The organism is Acetobacterium bakii (assembly GCF_001263355.1).
GTDB classification, from domain to species: Bacteria; Bacillota; Clostridia; order Eubacteriales; family Eubacteriaceae; genus Acetobacterium; species Acetobacterium bakii.
This window is the reverse complement of record NZ_LGYO01000044.1, coordinates 50,353-69,886: the sequence shown is the minus strand read 5'-3', so window position 1 is coordinate 69,886 and position 19,534 is coordinate 50,353. Positions and strand designations below refer to the sequence as shown.

Below are 19,534 nucleotides of genomic sequence, written 5' to 3'. Positions count from 1 at the left end.
GACAGAATGGTTCTGACATCTGGTCCATAAAAAACGATTGGATTTCAGTCAACGATTCAAAACAGGAAAAAACGATTGATTAAATTGGGTTTAAGAAAGAGGAGGAGACGATTTTGAAAAGAGAAAAGAAAAAGGCAGTATTTGGTTTAATAATAATGGTGTTAATGACGATATCAATAAGCATACCGGTTTTTGCTACTGACAAAGTGGACACAACAGTGTATGATTCAGCTTCAACAACAGAAACCTTATCATGGAAAGCATTTAATATTTTATTGGGTTACAATGATATGGGAACCGAAATAACAGGATCACCGGCAACGGGTATCTATGAATTTAGCGCCGGAGGAACAGCTGATGGAGAATTGAAATATGCCTGGACATTTGACGGAAGTACTTTCACCGAACCATATACCAAAGAAACAAAAGGACCAATAAATCTTACGGTCCAAACTGCGAGTGAAACTGAAAATGCGCTTGGAATTACTTTTGATCTCTATAATTCACATACCGATGGCAAGGATAACAGTCTGAGCGGATATGCAAATTTAAAGCTAAAGGTGTCTGAATTTTTTTCTGATGGAACAAAACTTGTTGTCACCGGTTCAGATGATTATAGTAAGGAAGTAAGTGTAGTCGATGGTTATATTAGTTTTGATGTCAACAAAGGCGGCACTTATGTAGCAAAAGGCAATCCCGATGCAGTCTCAGAAAATACAACAGATAATGAGATCGCCGCAGCCGAATCACCCAATCCGGTGAATATTGGATTAGTGATTCTGATAATCGTCTTGGTGCTGGTCGTTTCTGGAGGAATCATTGTTTTCCTGAAAAGAAAAGGCAAGCACGATAACTAATTAATTAGTGAAAGGAAAAATAATTATGGTATGCAGTGAAAAAATAACAAAAACAGTTTCATGCCTTTTTAGAGTATTGTTTACGATAATTATTATACAGATTGTTAGTTTTACAACTACATACCAGGTTTTTGCTGAAACAATTGGGGATGACACCATTCATGATTCAGGAACGGGAATAGTGGAAGATCCTTATATATATAACGTTGATGCTCTTTCGAAAGTATCATGGAAACACCTGAAAACAATTGGGGATGAGCAGATTCATGAAATATATCAAATTATTGAATATGGGGTGGTGCAGTATAGTTGGTATTTTTCACCTGAAATCTGTAAAAATCCTTCAATTAGTGGACCATATTTCTTGGGGATTAACAAATATTCAATAAGTAAATCTGACAATTTGCCCGGGGGAAGCAGTAACGACTCGCTCTATTTTTCTTTTGCCTTAAAACGGGATTTCCCCGGACAAGTCAAAATTAAACTTAATGTTTCAGACAATTTTGCGGATGGAACCGTTTTGGCTTTGAATTACTATGGCGGCTATGATTCAACGAGTGATCATGGCGACAGTCCACTGATATTGCCGGGAGAAATCTATACATGTTCGGGAGCCGAAGCAGTTGCTTCAGGGCTGACAGTAACTGATGGATATGTGGAATTTTATGTCCGGCATGGTGGCAATTATTATTTAAAATCAGAAAGTACAGACGATGCAACTATTAATTCGGATGACGTAGTACTCGGTAAAATTGGAGAGCTTTTTAGTGGCAAAATCGCGGCAACGATTGCTGATTGTTTTGGCAAAACTATTGAAGATACGGTTACTGGGGGGAGATTTAAACAGCATTAAAAAACTGTATTTGGCGGATATGCAATTAGACAGCTTGGATGAACTGAGTAAATATAATTTAAGCGGGTTGGAGCAATTAACAGCTTCGGGAAATAACCTAAAAAGGGTTCCGCTTTTGAAAGCACCACAAATAACTTACCTGGATTTGTCCAGCAATAAAATTGATGATATTACCGGATTAAACCAGATACCCACCTTGAAAAACATAATCTTATCTGATAATCTCATTATTAATGTAGGGGATTTAAATCGTTTTACAGAATTAACGTCATTAGATTTAAGCAATAACAAAATTACTTCATGGGGTGCGGAAATAAAAAATGATACACTCCGATACCTAAAGCTTAGTGGAAATCAAATCGAAAAGGAAATTGACACATCAGGGCTTACAACATTAGAAGAACTGGAATATGATCCAGACACTTCGTTAGGTGCGGCGTCTGGATCAGTATCTGAAAAGAAGAAAGAGGATGGAAAATTTATAAAAAACGGATTCGTAATTATTATTTTGATGATTATTATAGCAATAGTGACGAGTAAAGTTTATTCTAAAAGGAGTAGTCTATGAATTATTTTGAAAACAATGTGTTGGCTCTTATGCCTTGTGCGGTTAAAGTGCCAATGGAAGCAAAGATTGCAAGTTACATTAAAAATAAGAATCTTTCCCTAAAATATGAGATATTATCCAACGCTGTCGTCCAGGCTGGTTTTTTTGAAGATCTTAAAACAATTGAGGATATTGATAAACTTCCGGATATCATGGTTGCTTCGGGATTTAGCCGCTTTTTCTTTCCCGCATTTGTTGAACGATTTATAAAAAAAGGAGCCTTCCAATCATCACTTGACTTTGAGGTGTCAGAGGCCTATCAGGAATCAGGTGTTATTGACCCCAATGCTTACTATGATATCGTCGCTGTCAACCCACTTATTTTTTTAGTTGATCAAACGAATTATCCCGACCTTGAGCCGCCAAAAAAATGGGCCGATCTTCTGTCTTCGCAATATGAGCAGAAAATTGCCTTTAGAGGCCATACCGACGAGGATTTATGTGAGGGTATATTATTTGAAATCTATCATACCCATGGCATCGAAGGAATAAAAAAGTTGGCTCGAAATATAAAATCAAGACTGCATCCATCGCAGATGGTAGCTCTTGCCGGAAGCAAAAAAGGGGAAGCGCCCTTTATCAGTGTGATTCCTTTATCCTTTGCGAATCTTGTTAAGGAAAGCGACAAGGTCCGGGTGATCTGGCCGGAAGACGGTGCTGTCATGAATCCGGTTGTCATGTTGACGAAAAAGAATTGTAGCGAAGACGCAAAGGCCGCTTCAAAATACTTTATCAGTGAAGCGGTTGGTGATTTATTTAGCCAGGTCGGTTTTTGCTCGCTCCGTCCGGAGCTTGAGGCAAGAATGCCCCGCTCGGGAAAATACAAGTGGATCGGCTGGGATTTTCTGCTGCAAATTGATGTGGAAAAACTTCATGATGAGCTCAATCAGGTGGTTAACTCACACTCGCTGGAAAGGAAGGAATAGAATGCGTCTCATTACCTTTTCAGGGCCGCCTTCATCGGGAAAAACCTCTGTCATTATCAGCACAATCAGGGCTCTTAAAAATAATGGAGCGGATGTTGCGGTTGTGAAAATGGATTGCCTTACTTCTGATGATAAGGAGCTCTATCAGAAAGAAAACGTACCGGTTGGGGTCGGACTTTCCGGTAATCTTTGTCCAGACCACTTCTTTATCACCAATATTGAAGAATGTTTTGAGTGGGGCATTAAAAAAAGGGTCGACTATCTGATTACCGAAAGCGCCGGTCTTTGCAATCGCTGTTCGCCACATATTTCCGGGGTTATGGCTGTTTGTGTGATTGATAATCTGATGGGTATCAATACGCCTAAAAAAATTGGCCCGATGCTTAAAATGGCGGATATCGTGATTATAACAAAAGGGGATATCGTCTCTCAGGCTGAAAGAGAAGTCTTTGCGTTTAAGGTAAGACAGGCCAATTCGAAATGTCTGATTCTCAATGTGAACGGGATAACCGGTCAGGGATGCACCGAATTTGCAACAATTTTGGCACAGGCCCAGGAACATGATGCGGTAACCGGTGAAAAGCTGCGGTTTTCCATGCCTGCTGCCGTCTGCTCCTATTGCCTGGGAGAGAAAAAAATCGGTAAGGAGTATCAATTAGGCAATACGCGAAAGGTCGAATTTCATGATTAATTCAATACCAGGCGAAAAGATTGCTATAATTCTCAAAACCTATGCTTATTGTCACGATTTTTTCGATGCAATGGTTGTCGATTATCCTCCAAAAGATAAATATCATCTGACTGTCAAAGAATATTTTGAGAGCCTTGATAGCTATGAACTCCAAACAAAAGGGGTTGAACAGGAAGATCTCGTCGGCCAGTTTGTTTCATTTTTGGAGAATATGGAAGAACGTCAAAAAAGCGTTCAGTGGAATATTGAGTCACTTACGATTATCGGGGGACAGAACAAGCATGGCGAACAGGAAAATGTCAGCATCTGTCTCAAACCGGGTGATGTTGTGTCAATTGTTGGCCCAACTGGTTCCGGGAAAAGTCGATTGCTGGGGGATATTGAGTGGCTTGCCCAGGGTGATACACCAACTAAACGACGAATATTGATAAATGAAACAATTCCGCCTCAATCTTGGCGTTTTTCCATTGAGCACAAACTTGTAGCCCAGCTTTCGCAGAACATGAATTTCGTCATGGATCTGACGGTGGAAGAATTCATAAAAATGCATGGCGAAAGTAGAATGATCTGTGATATCGAAGAAAAGATTCGGTTGATTCTGGAAAAGGCCAATGAACTTGCCGGTGAAGAAATATCCCTTGATACCCCGGTAACCGCACTTTCCGGAGGGCAGTCCCGAGCGCTGATGATTGCCGATACCGCCTTTTTAAGCTCATCTCCTATTGTCCTGATTGATGAAATCGAAAATGCGGGCATTGATCGGAAAATAGCGATATCCCTACTGGTTACGAATGAAAAAATTGTTTTGATCGCAACCCATGATCCTGTTCTTGCCCTCAGCGCCGAAAGGCGAATTGTCATCAAGAATGGTGGTATTGAAAAGATAATTGAAACCTCCAGGAATGAAAAAGAACACCTGCATGAACTTGAAGCGTTAAATCAGAAGCTGATGAACTATCGGGAACTCCTAAGAACGGGAGGAAGTTTCTGATGAGAAGTTGTTGCAATTATCGGTGAAATGGAAAAAAATATAAATTCTAAAACAAACAGAAACTGCGAGATGGCTTTAGCAGCGTAAATACGCTTTAAAGTACAATATTAAGACTTTCACGGTAAAATAATTGCCGCACGCCTCCCGATTCAACCTGTGGTTTAGGGTTTCGGCGTTCATTGAAGCAGGGAACCGTTCTGGGTAGGGTCTCGCACCCTTAACGATCAAGAGGCTGGTTTCACTTTTTCTTTGTCATTGGAGAAGAAGAGGAATGAGAAAATAATTAATGACTGCACTCGGAGAAGCTTCTGTGAATGGATTTTCGGACGTGGGTTCGACTCCCACCGCCTCCACCAGATAAAAACTCAAAATTTGATACAATAAAGACCGCCTTGTGATGAGGCGGTTTTTTTTCTATTTGGAGAGAGATGGCTTTATTAAAGCATTTTATTGATAAGTGAAATTGTATAAAATGGATAGGCTGTCCGCCGGAATTGGGAATAGTTGGCCAAGTGTAGAAAAGTTTTGAATCGGAGCGGGGGTGTGTAAAAGGAGTGTGCGATTTTTAATTCTTCGAATTCAGTGGATTGGTTTCCTTAAACAGAACACGTTGAGAATGTGAAATAGGCCATCAGTTAAGGTAAACGTCTCGACTGGTAGCCTTTCAGATTGTGAACACTAACACATACGATTATAATATGAGTAAGAAAAGAAAAACCTACAGCCTATCAAAAAAAGCGAAGATTGTTTTAGAGGTTATCAGAGAGGAATGTCCTCTCAACGAGATTGCCACCAACTATGGAGTCAGTCCACAGCTTAATAGCCAATGGAAAGTGGAGTTTATTGAGAATATGCCAGCCTTGTTTGATAAAAAGAAAACAGAAGTCGAACAGATGAAGAAAGAGCATTCTGCTGAGAAAGATGATCTTATCAATCAGATCGGTCAGTTAACCGTTGACTTAACCTGGCTCAAAAAAAAAAACAGGATCAAGTCTCAGAAATACAGAAAAGAAGGAACTTATAGAGTTCGCAAACCCGAAGATTACGGTCAAGCAACAGTGCTAACTTTTAGGATCACCTTGTTCATCAGCCTATTACAAAAATCATGGAGAAGCCGAACCAAGTCAGGAAGAAGTAGATATTAAGAATGCCATCGACAAGATCCACTATGATGAGTGTTCTTATGGTTGCCGAAGGATGCAGAAAGAACTACGAAAGAGGGGGTTCCATGGTATTGGCAAACGAAGAGTACGTCGATATATGGATGAAATGGGGATCGTCGCTTTTTATCCAGGCTCTAACTTAAGTAAACGTGACTTGAAAGATCGAACCTACCCCTATTTACTGCGGAATGTCCCCATCACTTATGTTAACAGGTTTGGGGCATTGACATTACGTACTGTGGCACGCCCACGGGATTCATCTATCTTGTTGCCATCGTTGACTGGCACTCTCGGCTAATCGTTGGTTGGGCCATGAGTAACAGTTGTAATCTTTTAAATTGACATTCAAAATATATTATGTTATAATTTTAATAGTTAGCCGGCTAACTATTATAAAGGAGATTATTTATGGATAACTTTACTTTTGTTGATCGTCCTGATAATCAGCGTTTACAGTTGATGAAAGATGTTTATTCGGAATTAAATTCAGATGTTGTCAAATTATTTATTGATTTTCAATGGACATATCGTAATATGCAGAAACAATATGATTATGCCCTTGATAAGAACGGTTTAAGTGAATCAAGATTTATTATTTTGATGTTTTTATATCATGCTCCAAACCAAACATTGTTGCCTTCAGTTATTTCTGAGAAATTGGGAGCTACTCGTGCAACAGTTAGTAAATTAATAAAAGCAATGGAGATGAAGGGTTGGATTTTAAAAAGTACTTCCACTACAGATAAACGTTCGTTATCTGTCCAACTTACTGAAACAGGAAATCATGTTTTAGAAAATTTTTTACCTGAAAACTTTAGCATCGTTAATAATTTGCTGGATAGCCTGTCTAGTGAAGAAATTCAACAACTCTCAAATTTATTAAAAAAAATTAATGAGAGCACTCAAAAATATACCCAAGAAATGGAGAAATAAAAGATGCAAACAAAAAAAATCGAATTATTAGAAACATACCTTAGCTTATATATAAATCATTTTACTGTGTTAGAAAACATTGAAAAAGAAGATTCACTATATGTCATATTAGACGTTCGCAACGCTCCGGCACAGGTAAAAAAAGACCAAATAAAAGGTGCTATTGCAATGCCTGCAAAAGAATTAGGAAACCATTTAGATGAATTAGATAAAAGCAAAACGTATGTTGTATATGACTGGACTGGTGGTACCACGCTTGGAAAAACAGCATTACTTATTTTATTATCAGAAGGTTTTGAAGCTTATGAGCTTGCAGGAGCACTTGAGGGTTGGAAAGGAATGAACCTTCCTATTGAAACATTAGAATAAGAATGAAGAATATTAATTTATTTAAAAAGAGCGATTAACAAAAGTTAGTTGCTCTTTTTTTATATGTTTCTAGAACTTAGAAATTCAACTATGCCGGTTCTATGAATTATATGGATTATTTTAATAACACATTTAAATACGGTATACCTACAAATTCATCTAATCAATAAATTAAAGGGGAATAGGCGGAATGGCCATGGACTTACCTATATGAGAAGGTCTTCAAAGTGCATTTCAGCTAGGATTGCTTCGCACTGATTAGCGTCGGGGTCGGAATGAAAGCGATATATAGCAGATACTTACCAAGGAGAAGTGCATTTATGAATAGTTTGCACATCCAAGGGTAATATAGTACCTAGGAACCGAGGAGGTGGTCTCTTCTCCCAGCTTAGTATTTATATAGCCTCGGGGAAATGTTGCTTCAGGAACTTTTGGAGGGTCAGGCTAGGGTAGGGTTCTTCAATAGGAAACAGTGTGTTCAAATCATTATGTTATATTCTTATACAGAGGGTGATTCTGTAGGGAAGTAAGGTAAGTTAGACTAGGAGGATAAAAAATGAGAATAACGATAGGCGATTATCTGATCGCGCGTCTGAAAGAACTGAAAATCAAGCATATCATAGGTGTACCAGGAGATTTCAACCTGCAGTTTCTTGAACAGATCAAAGCTACAGAGGGTATCGAATTTGTCGGGACAACTAATGAGCTCAATGGTGCCTATGCAGCAGATGGCTATGCAAGAAGTCATGGGATATCCGCTCTCTGTATCACCTACGGAGTAGGTGATCTTGGTGCTATAGGCGGCGTTGCAGGGTCCAGTGCAGAACACATACCGGTCATAGTGATTTCAGGTGCCCCACCACTCTATGCCATGAAAGAGAACTATAAAGTCCATCATAGCCTGGCAGATGGAGATTTCAGTAATATTAATGATGTTTATAGGGAGTTTACTGCCTGCCAAGTGAACATAACACCAGAGAATGCATCTTTCGAAATTGATCGTGCTATTGTCACCGCATTGCGGACCCGAAAACCGGTTAATATTCAGATGCCATCAAATATCACCTACCTGACTATTGAAACAGACATGGAATATCTGGCCCCAGTAAGGCCTTCCAGTGACCCTGAACGTCTTAAATCAGCACTAGAAAAGACTGTGAAAATGTATAAGGCCGCAAAGCGGCCGGTAGTGCTCGTGGACATGGATGTCGACAGACTGAAAATGACGGATCTTCTTGGCGAATGGATTGAAAAAACAAGGGTACCTTTTGCTGCCATGAGTACAGGAAAAGCGATACTTTCGGAGCAGCATTCTCTGTATCTCGGTGCTTATAAGGGTGATGATTCTGATTCGGGCGTGCAGGACCGCGTTGAAAATGCTGATTTTCTCCTTTGTGTATCTCCACGCTTTATTGAATGGAACTCCGGCCAATACAGCGTTAATCTTCCTGAAGATAAGATGGTAAGGCTGGTAAGAGATTATGTGATCATTGGTGAGGAAGATTTTGAAGGAATCTATGGAAATGATCTGATGGAAGAAATTCTAAATAATCTTACCGATAGACAGGAAGAAGAAACGATTGAAAAGCCGGAGGTTGAAAAATTCCAGCTGGAAAAGAATAAAAAGCTAAGTCATAAGGATTTCTGGAAACAGATTGGCGGTTTCCTTAAAGAGGGAGATATGATTTTCGGAGAGACAGGCACCAGCAATCACGCTCTGATGAGCATGCGTCTGCCAAGTAAGAGCACTTATGTGGGCTCACAGATCTGGGGTGCCATAGGTTTTACACTGCCAGCATACTTCGGAAGCATGCTGGCTGACCCTGATCGCCGCCAGCTTCTCTTTATTGGAGATGGGTCTTTCCAGGTCACCGCTCAGGAGTTTTCGACCATTTTGCGTCATAAACAGAACCCCATCATCTTCCTGATCAACAATGATGGATATACCATTGAACGTTATATTATGGGCATGGACGCTGAGTATAATGATATTGCTCCATGGAAGTATACCAAACTTCATGAAGTGATGGCAAAGAGCAGCCAGATGAACACCTTTGAGGTAAGCTCACAGGGAGAGCTGGAAGAAGCAATGAAGAAAGCAGAGAAAGCTACAGAGGGAATCCTCATTGAAGTTCATATGGATCCTGAAGACGCTCCAGAAGCGCTGAAAAAGTTTGGTCCCACAGTTGCGAAATTCAACTTTGGGGAGAGAGGTCCAGAACAGGAAGTTCCAGAATCAGGGAATTCTATAAACGAATAGATCAGCTGGGAAATCTTGAACCGTTTATATCCGGAGAAAATAAGCTGATTCTTTGCAAGTTAATTGTAGTGGAGATGCTGATGATAAATTTAATACAATAAAGATCGCCTTGTAATGAGGCGGTTTTTTTATTTTTGGAGGGAAATGGCGTATTAAGGAATTTGTGAGATGTATTTTTACTGTTAATTTTTAAAATATTGTTTTGGGGTATTGAAAATATAAGTTTATTGGTGTCAGGCTCGGAGCTCACGAAAAGGATAATTGTGTTTAAGGATGAGTTATAATTTGCCTGAAGCTTGGTACCGAACTGAATATTTAAGAGAAATAGAAATACATTATTGCAACAGTATAATTAAAAGAGTATAATTTGAGATAAACTGTATTAATGTTTGATCAACATGAACATAATAATTGGAAATGAAATAAGACAAGTAATGAAAAAACCGGTGGAGGAAATAAAAAAGTCTGAGATGAAACTTAAATAAAATGTTGAAATAGATGAGGAATCAAATCGAGAGACAAATCAGGAGGAAGCGGAACAGGAACAACCGGATTCAAAGATTCAAAAACAGCCAATCTTAAAAACTAGATTCAGGATTGTTCCAGATCAAGACCATCGTTGATTATGCATATGCTGGTTGAAACAGAGAAATCAACCATGTAGATGAAAACTGATGCATTCATTTGCCTAAATTGTGATATAGTTAATCATGTCAATTTTCATATTTACTTTTGCGAAATTTATTATATATTATCAACACTTAGGAAAGGAAAGTGCATCGATGAAAAAATTAAATGATTATTTATACTCAGGCGATACCGTGCTTAAAATTTTACAGAGATATTCTGAGGATTTGAAACAGTCGGCGAAAGAAACGCATAATCAGATTGATCTTTTGCATTGTAATTTTCTGCTTCAAATTGCGGAACTCTGGCAGCACAACGATTTCCTGACTTCGCAATCCCAGCGGATCCGGGAATTCTATAAACTTATGGCAAGTGAATATCCTTTTCTGGCATTTACTTTTAAGGGACGAATTAAATCGCTGATCCGCGCGGAAGCAAAATTTAACGGATACATTGTAGAATATATTTACGATTATTATATTGAACACGGCAATTACCCTTCGCTACCTGAACTGAAAAACGCTTTAAATTGTTTTCGGGACCTGATTGCCTATAGAATCGTGATTTCCCTTCCAAAATGTCATCTGCAAGAAGGGGAGACTTGCGCGGATGAAGAAATAAAATATTTATATGATGTTGCCAACCAGTTGCTTGGTTTTCTGGAGGAACGCGGATTTACCGCAGAACTGTCTTCGTTAAGGGGTCAGAAAAAATCGCCCTTGTTAAAAGACAGCGTAAGCCCGTATTATCGGGATTTTATTGTAAATTCAGAGTCTACTGGCTATCGTTCGCTGCATATTACATTTTATGATAACATTGCCCGTTGTTATGTGGAAGTACAACTTCGCACCAAAGAAATGGACGATTTTGCTGAGATTGGTCCTGCTAATCATTTCGGTTACGAAAAACGGCAGGAAAGTGAAAGAGCCAGACGCGATGCAATTCCCAAAGGAGAAAATATTTATTTTGATGATGCCTATGAAAGAGGGATCTTGTTGCAGCAGCTTGAATTATCAAAATTGGATGTAAATATGTTTTCAGCTATGAATAATTCCCTGATCAATGATGGCTGTGGTCTTTACCGCGGAAGACTTATTCTTCCGTATGAGCATCTTTCAAGATTTCAGAATGACCTTATTGATTAAATTTTTGTGAAGTCATTACGTGGTATGTATCTTTGCGGATTGATTGGGATGATTGCAATTATTCTGTTTTATATATAGCATGTGGACAATCAGGAATTTGAAAGGAGCAAGTTATGTTTGAAGCGGGTTGGTTAAATTTAGGAAGTTTTGTACTTGGGCTGATTGCATGGATACTTCCTGTTATTAATCTCGAGCGGCGAAATAAGGTTGGCAACCGGAACTGGGTTGGCGTTTCCTTAGCAAGCGTCAGCGCCTGTGCCATCTCACTGTGCATGCAAATGTTTTATACTAATTATCTGGTAAAGATAGAGGATTGGTCAGCACTTATGGATACGTCCGCTGCGGTAGCATGGGTCGCTACGATGCTTCTTGCCGTTACAATTATACTTAATGCAATTACATTGATTGTATATTATAAGGAAAATTCAAAAGACCGATAAATCCCAAATATTGGTGTGGTGAGATTACAGCCGTAAGGTGAGAGAATTAATAGGTATCACTATTCACCTAATTTCGCAAATAAAAACCCGAATATTGATACAATGAAGACCGTCTGAATTAGACGGTTTTTTTATTGTACGTCCGGCGTGAGCGTAATCCAACGGATTAGAGTCCCGAGTATGACAAGTGCATAGCTCGAGGCAAGGGGGTCTCCGGCGACAGGAAATCTAAAGAAAGCTGACGATATACTTCTGGTCTGACAAACAGAAGTCACATCTACCATCGCCGACTGAGTAGGGTTGCCCAGCAAACATAAGCTCAAAATAACTCAGAATTTTATATTGTAAGTATGGATCCTCAATTAATAACCAGCCTCCTACCCGATTGAGGGATAGGTTTTTTTCCCAAAATCTCAAAGCTCAGCATCAGGTGAAGTCGGATCTTGTAATCCGATAAATCCAAACCGAATATTTCAGTAATTCGTTTGAGCTGGTACAAAAAAGTGGCTCGCTGAAGATATATGATTCGAATCGTTTTTGCAATACTCATATTATTCTCCAGATAGACCTTCAAAACCTCACAATCTCTTTATTTGATAACAGGTCAAATAAAAGGTGATCAAAATCCTGAGGATGAGTATTATATTGTTGATTATCATGATCACGCAAGCATAACTCACTGTAAAAGGAAAGGGTTTGGATCAGTAAAAAGTCGCTGTTTTTGATAGGCCGGTCCGTTTCACTAATACAGATCCGCGCCACATAGATATCTTGAATACGGAGATTATTAAGTAGAATCCGATATCCAAAAGCGTCTTTTGAAAAAATGGTGGGCTCATAGGATTTAATGGTTTCAATAAACTCGGAATCGATTTTTAACGCATTTATATCATCAATACTCATGTGTTTTTCAGTGTCTGATGTTTCAAAGAGCATGAGATGATCCGGCTTTTCTTTTTCAGCATAGCAAATGAGCCTCAAATCCGAGGTATAGACGGAAATGGGATTCTCAAAAACAATGAGGCTGGCCTCACATAAAGCCTTAATGCTTATTTTCTGGTAGAAAATGGATTGAAGGGTTTCATCCCATTGCGTAAATTTCTGAAAGATCGTCTCAATTGCATTAAAAAGGCTGATCAGTGAGGTCTCTGTATTTAAATAAAGAAGGTTGACATTGTTTTTCAAATAAGATTCCGGTGGAGTGCCAATACAGATGATGCTGTAATGCGCATCAGCATTCAGTGTTTTGGGAAGATCGCTGGCATAGGATAAATACAATTGATCCGTTTTTAAATCCATACCGGGATTGAATAATAAAATCCCTTTTAAGGAACCCTCCAGCACGGGATCAACAAACTGAGATTTAAAGGAAAATTCCGTTAAATAATCTGCGATCACATATAAATTTAATTTCATACTTGGTCTCCTAATCTGTAATGATTCTAAAATCTTTACAAGCTACACCCCCATTACACCCCGGGAAAATGTTCTGAGAATGTATGTCGGGGAAAAACCTTCAGAGAAGTGATTGCAACCCATTCTAAAAAATTGGTAGACGCCGCTCCTCCTTTTAGCGACAATATTTCTAACAAATGTGTGTACAATGGCCGATCTGGTGATTATTCCTGCAATTGGCGGCATATATCGAGCTTTTGATAATACAATGCTGGTGAATATGATTATCACTGGTCCAGTTTTGTGGTCAGTGCCATTTGCTGTGCCCTGCTTGGCGCCGCCTGGGGAAATGCCTATTCATTCTATTACCTCCGGGCGACCATTGTTGTTTCCAAAAGCTTTACCGGCACTGCCATCGGTGCGTTAAGGCCACCTGTGGGATCGCAATCTTTCTTTCCGCTTTTATATCGACTTATATACAAGCGCTAAAAGGAGGAATGGATATCATCGGAATTTTACCGGTTCTTGCTCTGGCTTCTTTTGTTGGTGGAGTCTTGTCGATTATTTTAATGCTGAGAAGTCGAAGAGATGAAGCACTTCTGCCTCAGGAGCAATAATTAAGAGAAAAATCAAATATTGATACAATGAAGGTCGCCTTGTGATAAGGTGGCCTTTTTTCTTTGTTGAGAGAAATGGTTGTTCTTGGTATTTTCAGTATTTTAGATATGGCCCACTACGATATTGTTATTGACAGATAACAGTAACAGACATATAATTATAACGCAAATGGGTTGCATTTGCAATTGATAAATCTATGCTATAGGTTTTATTAAACGAAGTAATTACTGTATGAGGGAGAAATGCAATGACAAAAATAGATATTATTTCAGGCTTTTTAGGAGCAGGCAAAACTACCCTGATAAAAAAGCTGTTGGAAGAAGCTTTTGTGGGAGAAAAAGTCGTACTTATTGAAAATGAATTTGGAGAAATAGGAATTGATGGAGCAATCCTGAAAGATTATGGCATTGAAATTAAGGAAATGAATTCCGGGTGCATATGCTGTACGATTGCCGGTGATTTTAGTTTAGCATTAAAAGAGATGTTAGTACTTTATCATCCGGACCGAATCATTATTGAACCATCAGGAGTGGGTAAGCTTTCTGATGTTATAAATGGATGTAAAAAATTTTTAAAGGAAGGTTTTGTTGAATTAAACATGTGCATTACAGTAGTAGATGCCATGAAATATAAAGTTTACTTAAAGAATTTTGCCGAGTTTTATGCGAATCAACTAACAAATTCGAAAACCATTATTTTAAGTAGAAGTCAAAATGTGTCTGAGGAAGTATTGGAAAGCTTACTAAAAGATATGAAACAATACAATCCGTGGGCTCACATAGTAACTACCGATTGGCAAAAAGTAGATGGAAACAAGATAAGGAAAATTGCAGAAAGCTCGAATACTCCAGATAGTTTTAATGCATTACTAAACCAACATGAGCATGTGCATGGAATACATCATCATGCAGATGATGTATTCCATGTCTGGGGACGAGAAACAGCAAAAGCTTTTGAACGCAGCAAAGTTGATGCGATCTTAAAGCAGCTTGATCAGATGGAAGGACATGTTCTACGGGCGAAAGGGATAATAAGAGTGGAGCAGAATCAATGGATTCAGTTTGATTATGTTCCCGAAGAAGCCGTGGTCAGAGAAACGACACCGGATTTTACAGGACGTATTTGTGTTATCGGAGAGCAGATTAGTGATACGCAGCTTTCTGAATTATTTGATTTGTAAGAGGTAGATGTGGCAACTTATGTAGACATCATTACAGGATTTTTGGAAAGCGGAAAAACCACATTTATTAAAGAAGTATTGAATAGCCGTGAAGCTGAAGCATTTAATAAAATAGTGCTGCTTATCTGTGAAGAAGGTTTTACTGATTATGACGAAGAGTTATTAGAGAAAAAGAATGTAAAAAGTATCATCTTAGAGAATGATTCTGATCTAAACGATGAATTATTTAAGCAGATATTCACTAAATTTAATCCGGACTACATAATAGTTGAATATAATGGTACGTGGGATATTTCCAAACTTTTAGGACTGAAAACACCATTCGAATACAAATTTAGAAATATAGCTTTTATAAGTGAAGCTGGAACTTTTAGAAATCAGTTAAATAATATGATATCGCTGATGCACCCTCATATTCAAAATAGTAATCTTGTGATTTTTAACAGATATAAGAAAATCAAACCAGCGATTCAAAAAAAACTGATTCGTGATATAAAAAATATTAATCCAAGAATACAAACTATTTTTTTAAAAGAATTTGAATCAGATAAAATAATAAAAGAACGTTTTTGGGCAGGCGGTAAACAGGGAAATATCTTTTTAAATTTAAAGGTATTTATTTTTGTGGCTTTAAGTTTATTTCTGATTTTAATTACCAATGATTTTGATGTATATAGCGCTATACAATCCACGGTGACTGTATTTTTAAGTATTCTGATGCAGGCAACGCCTTTTATATTGTTAGGAGCATTTATTTCAGCTGGAATTCAGATATTTGCGTCTACCGGATGGATTATGAATCAAATCGCTAAGGGAAGCTGGAGTTCTTTTTTAATTGCTGCAGCAGCAGGCTTTTTTTTGCCGATATGCGACTGTGGTATGGTTCCGATCATATCGGGGCTATTAAAAAAAGATACGCCGTTACCCCAAACTATTACTTTCTGGTTAGCTTCGTCGGCGGTCAGTCCGATTGTTATCTTAGCCATGCTCTATGCATTTCCGGAGAAACCTTATCTGGCTGCAATTAGGGTAGTTGCCGGAGTAGTGATAGGAATTGTGGGGGGGATTATATTAAAGCTCATTCAGCTTGAAAATCATGATGTTCTTAAAGAACATCGGCAATTTCAAAATATCGGCAACGACATTTTAACGTTAAAGTATGAAGGAACAAAAGGAAAAATCGAAGCAGTTTTCGCTGGAGCAAAAGTGGAATTTTTCAGGGTATCGGAATATGTCATCATCGGAGCCTTGATATCGGCGATTTTGCAGACGATTTTACCCCAGACAATGAAAAACTTTATTGGCGGCAATATTATACTTCAATTTCTGGTTATGATACTGGCGGCCATGCTTATGTCCACCTGTTCGACTTCCAATGCATTTATTGGGAGAAGTTTTTCTAATAATTTTTCAGCGGTACCGATTTTAGCTTTTATCGTAATGGGTCCGATGCTGGATTTAAAAAACATGGTAATGCTTTCAGAAATTCTAAAAGAAGGTTTTCTGATCTTTCTTGCATGCCTGGTAATAATTGAGAGTGCCATTGTGTTTGGTGCTTTAGCATTTTTCTTATAAGGAGGCATCTGTGGGTAGAAAAATAAATAAAGAAGCGGTTATCCAATTTTTTATTCTAATAAGTATGGCATGTTTACTAATCTATGTCATGCTTAGTAGAAAAGTTAACTATTATGTGCATCCTAGGTTTTATATCGGATTATGGATTTCTATTGTCATACTGATTCTATTCGCAATAAGTTTAATATCAAAAATTAAAAAAGCAAGACATAATGTTAATAGTCGACACTATTTAATCTTTATCATCCCATTAATGGCGGCACTTATATTTCCGCCGGCAGGAGTGAGCGGTAAGGATATGAACATGGCTGAAAGCAGCCTCTCAGCGTCAACGAGTGAAAAGCAGGCAGATGAAAACATTGATCCTGAAAGTTCCACAGAAACCGCAACAGAGGAATCCGTTGTGAGAGAAGATGCATCTAAAAAATATGAGCAATATGAGGTAGCTGGAGTCATTGTTATTGGGGATGATATTTTTTCTGATTGGTTTTTTGATGTTTATGATCATATTGATAATTTTGTTGGAAAGAAGTATCAATATTTAGCACAAGTGTATTCGATGAAGGATTTTAAAGCGGATCAGTTTTTGGCAGGTAGGCATTTTATGGTATGCTGCGCTGCGGATTTGGCTGGCTATGGGATGGTTTGCGAAAGCGATATACGAAGCAAATTGACAGATGATGAGTGGATTACCGTTACAGGTACAATAACTGCTTATCAATACAATGGTTATGCTGTGCCGATGCTTACAGATGTAACCATAACAGAAGCAGAAACACCTGAAGTTGAATATATTTACTTTAATAATTATTAAAGTCAACTTTTAAAAATCGATTTTGGAGAAGAAACACTTGTAATAAAATAATTGACAGCAGCTTCGATTTGAATTGAAGTCAATCAAGTTATTGACATATGTTCGCTATAAAGATACAATGGTTATGGACATATGACAAAAATAAATAACTAAGGGTTTGTTTGAGTAATATATTGATGAAAAGAATTGTCGGAATTTAAAAATTTCGAGCTAAAGGAGTAAATATGGCTGTTAGAAACATCAGAAATTATAAAGATATAACAAATATTTTAAGAAAAAAATCGAGAACAGTGAACGAAATTGATGAAAAAATCATAAGGATGTTTGAAGATATGACAGAAACGATGTATTTAAATAAGGGTATAGGTTTGGCTGCCCCTCAAGTAGGTATATTAAAGAGACTTGTTGTGATTGATATTGGAACTGGTTTGTTAAAACTTGTGAATCCTGTTATTGTTCAAACAATTGGCGAAAAAGTGGAAGAAGAGGGCTGTCTAAGTATTCCAGGCATATTTGGTGATGTAATACGACCTCAAAAAGTTTGTATAAGAGCACAAAATGAGCGGGGGAAACTAATTGAACTGGAAGGGATTGATTTTTTGGCGCGTGTTTTTTGCCATGAAATAGATCATCTGGATGGTACATTATTTATTGATAAAATGGTAAGTAAGGTTACGAATTAAAAAATGCAGAAATAAGGGAGAAAATTGTGGTTCATACCTATTCATTAAACGGATATAATATAGCAGTAGACGGAAATAGCGGTTCGGTCCATTTACTTGATGATTTAACATACGAAATATTGCAGGATGAAAAAGAGTTGCCGGTGATTGACCTGGTAGTTGATCAGTTGCAAAATAAATACGACCAAAAAGAAATTATAGAAGCATTTGACGAAATAAAAAGATTGAAATCAACGGGTTTTTTGTTTAGTTCGATTGAAGAAATTGAAAATGCTTCAATAACAGAAAATATAAATACGAATCTGAAAGCATTGTGTTTACATGTATCACATGATTGTAATTTAAGATGTGAATACTGTTTTGCCTCGGAAGGGGATTATAACAGCGGCAGAGAACTAATGAAACTGGAAGTTGCCATTCAGGCAGTTGATTATTTAGTTGCAAATTCTGGTGGCAGAAAAATAATAGAAATTGATTTTTTTGGCGGAGAACCATTAATGAATTTCGATGTTGTTGAAGCGGTTGTAAAGTACGGAAGAAAAATTGAAAAAGAAAAAAACAAGCAGTTTTATTTTACAATTACAACGAATGGAACTTTATTAAACAAGCATCGCATCGAATTTATAAATGAACATATGGATAATGTCGTGATCAGCATTGATGGCAGAAAAGAAATCCATGATGTGGTTCGTCATGATTGTAACGGCAAAGGATCTTATGAACGAATCGTACCATTGGCCCAGGAGCTTATTGCCGGAAGAAATGGAAAGAGTTATTTTGTTCGAGGAACATTTACCGCTAAAAACAAAGATTTTTCCAATGATGTGATGCATCTTGCCGATTTAGGGTTTAAAGAAATTTCAGTGGAACCAGTTGTTGGCTCTGGCGGTGATTTGTATTTTACAGACCAGGATATACCAGAGATATTGAAAGAATATGAAAATCTATCGGTGAAATATATGGAACGGCTTAAATCAGATGACCAATTGCGGTTTTATCATTTTAACATTGATTTGGAAGAGGGTCCTTGTTTATTTAAACGCGTTACAGCATGCGGAGCCGGCTATGAATATAATGCCGTATCTCCGGAAGGAAAATTATACCCTTGTCATCAGTTTGTTGGCCATGATGAATTTATTATCGGGGATGTATATTCAGGAATTTCAAATGTAAATTTATGTGATACATTGAAAGAAAACACAATATTTAAAAAAGAAAAATGTCGCGATTGTTGGGCAAAATTATATTGTTCAGGGGGCTGTCATGCAAATGCATTTTTTACAAGCGGAAATATCCGGGAACCGAATGAAGTAAGTTGTATGCTTCAAAAGAAAAGGGTTGAATGTGCATTAATGATAAATGTATGGCAGTCAGAGCGATCAATTAAAGAGTTATAGAGGGAGCTTG

The 19,534-nt window shown here is 37.9% G+C and carries 21 protein-coding genes and 1 other RNA gene; 20 read left to right on the top strand and 2 right to left on the bottom strand.

Translation table 11 applies throughout. The features are described from left to right. The first annotated feature begins 113 nt into the window (after positions 1 to 113). The 14 genes from AKG39_RS15840 (at position 114) to AKG39_RS15785 (ending at position 11,862) form a co-directional block, all read left to right on the top strand. The gene (locus AKG39_RS15840; RefSeq protein WP_050741382.1) at positions 114 to 857 is read left to right on the top strand and encodes a hypothetical protein; all 744 of its coding nucleotides are present in this window, start codon (positions 114 to 116) and stop codon (positions 855 to 857) included. A gap of 25 nt (positions 858 to 882) precedes the next feature. Continuing rightward, positions 883 to 1,710, top strand: a complete 828-nt coding sequence (locus AKG39_RS15835; protein WP_050741381.1) for a hypothetical protein — start codon at positions 883 to 885, stop codon at positions 1,708 to 1,710. Continuing rightward, positions 1,658 to 2,278: a leucine-rich repeat domain-containing protein gene (locus AKG39_RS15830; RefSeq protein ID WP_160316206.1), complete on the top strand. Its 621-nt coding sequence runs from the start codon at positions 1,658 to 1,660 to the stop codon at positions 2,276 to 2,278. The genes AKG39_RS15835 and AKG39_RS15830 overlap by 53 nt, the downstream gene beginning before the upstream one ends. Further along, positions 2,275 to 3,243, top strand: coding sequence for an ABC transporter substrate-binding protein (locus tag AKG39_RS15825; protein WP_050741379.1), 969 nt, complete (start codon positions 2,275 to 2,277; stop codon positions 3,241 to 3,243). Before AKG39_RS15830 ends, AKG39_RS15825 begins: the two co-directional genes overlap by 4 nt. Before the next feature lies 1 nt (position 3,244). Further along, entirely contained in the window at positions 3,245 to 3,934 is a 690-nt protein-coding gene (locus AKG39_RS15820; protein WP_050741378.1) for a GTP-binding protein, read from the top strand. Then, positions 3,927 to 4,925: an ATP-binding cassette domain-containing protein gene (locus AKG39_RS15815; protein ID WP_050741377.1), complete on the top strand. Its 999-nt coding sequence runs from the start codon at positions 3,927 to 3,929 to the stop codon at positions 4,923 to 4,925. The genes AKG39_RS15820 and AKG39_RS15815 overlap by 8 nt, the downstream gene beginning before the upstream one ends. Next, positions 4,910 to 5,281: a transfer-messenger RNA gene (ssrA, locus tag AKG39_RS19425) on the top strand. The genes AKG39_RS15815 and ssrA overlap by 16 nt, the downstream gene beginning before the upstream one ends. 342 nt (positions 5,282 to 5,623) lie before the next feature. Beyond that, a complete protein-coding gene (locus AKG39_RS15810) occupies positions 5,624 to 6,070 on the top strand; it encodes a transposase (RefSeq protein ID WP_083439612.1) in 447 nt (148 codons plus the stop codon). 240 nt (positions 6,071 to 6,310) lie between these two features. After that, positions 6,311 to 6,430, top strand: coding sequence for a hypothetical protein (locus tag AKG39_RS20925; protein WP_423230044.1), 120 nt, complete (start codon positions 6,311 to 6,313; stop codon positions 6,428 to 6,430). A 66-nt stretch (positions 6,431 to 6,496) separates the two neighbouring features. Next, a complete protein-coding gene (locus AKG39_RS15805; RefSeq protein WP_050741376.1) occupies positions 6,497 to 7,021 on the top strand; it encodes a MarR family winged helix-turn-helix transcriptional regulator in 525 nt (174 codons plus the stop codon). 3 nt (positions 7,022 to 7,024) lie between these two features. After that, entirely contained in the window at positions 7,025 to 7,390 is a 366-nt protein-coding gene (locus AKG39_RS15800; RefSeq protein WP_050741375.1) for a rhodanese-like domain-containing protein, read from the top strand. Between the two features lie 556 nt (positions 7,391 to 7,946). Further along, the gene (locus tag AKG39_RS15795) at positions 7,947 to 9,650 is read left to right on the top strand and encodes an alpha-keto acid decarboxylase family protein (protein WP_050741374.1); all 1,704 of its coding nucleotides are present in this window, start codon (positions 7,947 to 7,949) and stop codon (positions 9,648 to 9,650) included. Between the two features lie 782 nt (positions 9,651 to 10,432). Continuing rightward, positions 10,433 to 11,422 carry a nucleotidyltransferase family protein gene (locus AKG39_RS15790; protein WP_050741373.1) on the top strand — a complete coding sequence of 330 codons (990 nt, stop codon included), beginning with the start codon at positions 10,433 to 10,435 and terminating at the stop codon, positions 11,420 to 11,422. A 113-nt stretch (positions 11,423 to 11,535) separates the two neighbouring features. After that, on the top strand, positions 11,536 to 11,862 hold the full coding sequence (locus AKG39_RS15785) for a hypothetical protein (protein ID WP_050741372.1): 327 nt from the start codon (positions 11,536 to 11,538) through the stop codon (positions 11,860 to 11,862). A gap of 358 nt (positions 11,863 to 12,220) precedes the next feature. Here the strand turns inward: AKG39_RS15785 and AKG39_RS15780 are convergent, their stop codons facing one another. Together AKG39_RS15780 and AKG39_RS15775 are read right to left on the bottom strand one after the other, a co-directional pair. Then, complete coding sequence (locus tag AKG39_RS15780) at positions 12,221 to 12,412, bottom strand: helix-turn-helix domain-containing protein (RefSeq protein ID WP_050741371.1); 192 nt, start codon at positions 12,410 to 12,412, stop codon at positions 12,221 to 12,223. Between the two features lie 20 nt (positions 12,413 to 12,432). Beyond that, positions 12,433 to 13,278 carry a hypothetical protein gene (locus AKG39_RS15775; RefSeq protein ID WP_050741370.1) on the bottom strand — a complete coding sequence of 282 codons (846 nt, stop codon included), beginning with the start codon at positions 13,276 to 13,278 and terminating at the stop codon, positions 12,433 to 12,435. Between the two features lie 282 nt (positions 13,279 to 13,560). On the opposite strand from AKG39_RS15775, the gene AKG39_RS19820 reads away from it, so the two are divergent. From AKG39_RS19820 to scfB, 6 genes are all read left to right on the top strand, one after another. Further along, positions 13,561 to 13,746, top strand: a complete 186-nt coding sequence (locus AKG39_RS19820; RefSeq protein ID WP_126981291.1) for a hypothetical protein — start codon at positions 13,561 to 13,563, stop codon at positions 13,744 to 13,746. A 376-nt stretch (positions 13,747 to 14,122) separates the two neighbouring features. Continuing rightward, entirely contained in the window at positions 14,123 to 15,055 is a 933-nt protein-coding gene (locus AKG39_RS15765; RefSeq protein ID WP_050741368.1) for a CobW family GTP-binding protein, read from the top strand. 9 nt (positions 15,056 to 15,064) lie between these two features. Further along, positions 15,065 to 16,630 carry a permease gene (locus AKG39_RS15760; protein WP_050741367.1) on the top strand — a complete coding sequence of 522 codons (1,566 nt, stop codon included), beginning with the start codon at positions 15,065 to 15,067 and terminating at the stop codon, positions 16,628 to 16,630. Between the two features lie 10 nt (positions 16,631 to 16,640). Further along, complete coding sequence (locus tag AKG39_RS15755; RefSeq protein WP_050741366.1) at positions 16,641 to 17,444, top strand: TIGR03943 family putative permease subunit; 804 nt, start codon at positions 16,641 to 16,643, stop codon at positions 17,442 to 17,444. A 224-nt stretch (positions 17,445 to 17,668) separates the two neighbouring features. Continuing rightward, the gene (gene def / locus AKG39_RS15750) at positions 17,669 to 18,127 is read left to right on the top strand and encodes a peptide deformylase (RefSeq protein ID WP_050741365.1); all 459 of its coding nucleotides are present in this window, start codon (positions 17,669 to 17,671) and stop codon (positions 18,125 to 18,127) included. Between the two features lie 26 nt (positions 18,128 to 18,153). Further along, positions 18,154 to 19,524 carry a thioether cross-link-forming SCIFF peptide maturase gene (gene scfB / locus AKG39_RS15745; protein WP_050741364.1) on the top strand — a complete coding sequence of 457 codons (1,371 nt, stop codon included), beginning with the start codon at positions 18,154 to 18,156 and terminating at the stop codon, positions 19,522 to 19,524. Positions 19,525 to 19,534 lie beyond the last annotated feature (10 nt).